The organism is Vibrio sp. Vb0667 (genome assembly GCF_033391095.1).
Genome location: NZ_JAWPOL010000089.1, coordinates 1 through 1,974, shown reverse-complemented (window position 1 = coordinate 1,974; position 1,974 = coordinate 1). Strand labels below are relative to the sequence as shown.

At 45.1% G+C, this 1,974-nt stretch carries 2 protein-coding genes and 1 pseudogene; 1 reads left to right on the top strand and 2 read right to left on the bottom strand.

Translation table 11 applies throughout. The features are described from left to right. A pseudogene (gene ispH / locus R8269_RS23590) lies at positions 1-261 on the top strand (4-hydroxy-3-methylbut-2-enyl diphosphate reductase); the annotation flags it as partial. Between the two features lie 76 nt (positions 262-337). On the opposite strand, the gene btsR reads toward ispH, so the two are convergent. Together btsR and R8269_RS23580 are read right to left on the bottom strand one after the other, a co-directional pair. After that, entirely contained in the window at positions 338-1,066 is a 729-nt protein-coding gene (gene btsR, locus R8269_RS23585; protein WP_005460295.1) for a two-component system response regulator BtsR, read from the bottom strand. 31 nt (positions 1,067-1,097) lie between these two features. Further along, positions 1,098-1,974 (bottom strand): sensor histidine kinase (locus R8269_RS23580; RefSeq protein WP_318222700.1); only part of this gene is annotated, 877 nt, incomplete at its 5' end.

The window sequence follows — 1,974 nt, the reverse complement described above, 5'->3', positions numbered from 1 at the left end:
CGTCGTAAAGAGTTGGCTGAGAAACTTGGCACGCCTGGTTACTTGACTGATTGTCCTGAAGATATCAAGCCAGCGTGGTTTGAAGGCAAGACAACAGTAGGTGTGACAGCGGGTGCTTCTGCGCCAGAAGAGTTGGTGAATCAGATTCTTGAGCGTATCAAAGAGCTAGTGGGTGCACGCTCAGTCGATGAAGTATTAGGTCGAGAAGAAAACATGTTCTTCGAAGTACCAAAAGAGCTGCAAATCAAGCAAGTGGACTGATATCCATTTATCGAATATTCAAAAGGCGACCTCAAGGTCGCCTTTTTTGATCGTATGTTTCGCTCATATTCGGCACTTAATGGCTGATACCTAGCATCTCTTTGAGTACTTTGAGGTAACGACGGCTTACTGGGATCTCAAAGCCTGTTTTAGTGATGATTTCGGCTAGACCATTTTCCAGCAGCTTGATTTCACTGATGGCCTTAATGCTCACTAAATATTGGCGATGACAACGCACTAAGGGCGTTTTTTCTTCCAGTGTTTTTAACGTGAGCTGAGTGCTTGCTGTTTGGCTGGTGGAACGTACATGCACACCGCTAATATCGCTATAAGCACATTCCACCGTCTCGGTTGCCATGATCACAATCCGATTGTGTCCAATACAAGGAATTTGATCCAAAGTATCGGGTGTAATCGCAGACAGTTGTTGAGTTAACGCTGATTGACTGATCACCTTGTTTAGGCGCTTAACGGTTTTGTTTAAGCGGCATGGGTCGACAGGTTTGAGGAGATAGTCAAACGCGTTATCTTCAAAAGCTTGGATTGCGTATTGGTCATAAGCGGTAACAAAAACCACATACGGCATGGTTTCAGGATCGAGCATGCCAAGCAGCTCGATCCCGGTCACTTGAGGCATTTGGATATCTAAGAACACCACATCAGGTTTGAGCTCGTTGATTTTTTTGAGGCCCAAGATGGCATTGGACGCATCACCGACCACCTCCACTTGACCTGTTTCATCCAAGAGCTCTGCCAGCTCTTCTCGAGCAAACTGTTCATCATCAATGACGAGTGCGGTTAACATCCAACATTACCTTTATTGCTGCTGATTGGGTTTATGATTTCGGGGGAATGATAAAGCTCATTTTAGTAAATTGATGCGTCACACACGCAATTTTTAGCGCTGAGTCACGCCCAAATTGATTAGTGAGACGTTTGTCTACAATTTCCAAGCCTAAACCTGAGTGGTTGTCTTTTGGTGGCTGGAAACTGCCTGCGTTGTCCTCGACCGTAATCAGGTGTCCTTGAGGGTGCGCTTCGCTGTAAATTTTAACTTTTCCACCTTCAAGCATATTGGAGATGCCGTGTTTGATGGCATTTTCCACCAAGGGTTGAAGTGTGAAACTTGGCAGCTTGATATCGAGCAACTCTGGGTCGATATCTATTTCTACTTCCAAGCGATCCGTGAAGCGTGCTTTTTCGATGCTGAGGTAAGAATTGACGTGTGCAAGCTCTTCTTTCAGAGTCACCGTATTAATGTTCTGTTTTAAGTTGCTGCGGAAAAAGTGCGATAAATTTTGAATTAATTCGCGGGCTTTATCTGGATCGCGGCGCGTAATCGCACTGATGGTATTGAGCGCATTAAACAAAAAGTGAGGGTTTACCTGTGCGTGCAGCAGTTTGATTTCTGCCTGTGCTAACAGCGCTTGTTGTTGCTGATAATCACCATACAAAATTTGGCTGGAGAGCAACTGAGCTATCCCTTCTGCCATTGACATGTTGGCGGTTGAGAACAGCTTACGCTTAGGTTCATAGAGTTTGATTGTTCCGATGACCGCTTTACCCGCACGCAATGGAATGATCAACGCTGAACCGAGTTTGCAATCTTTCGCCAAAGAACACTGATACGGACGCTCTGTACCATCGAGATAGATGATGTCGTTTTTCTCCATCGAATCTAATGTGCTTTGCGATGAAATAGGTGTATTCGGT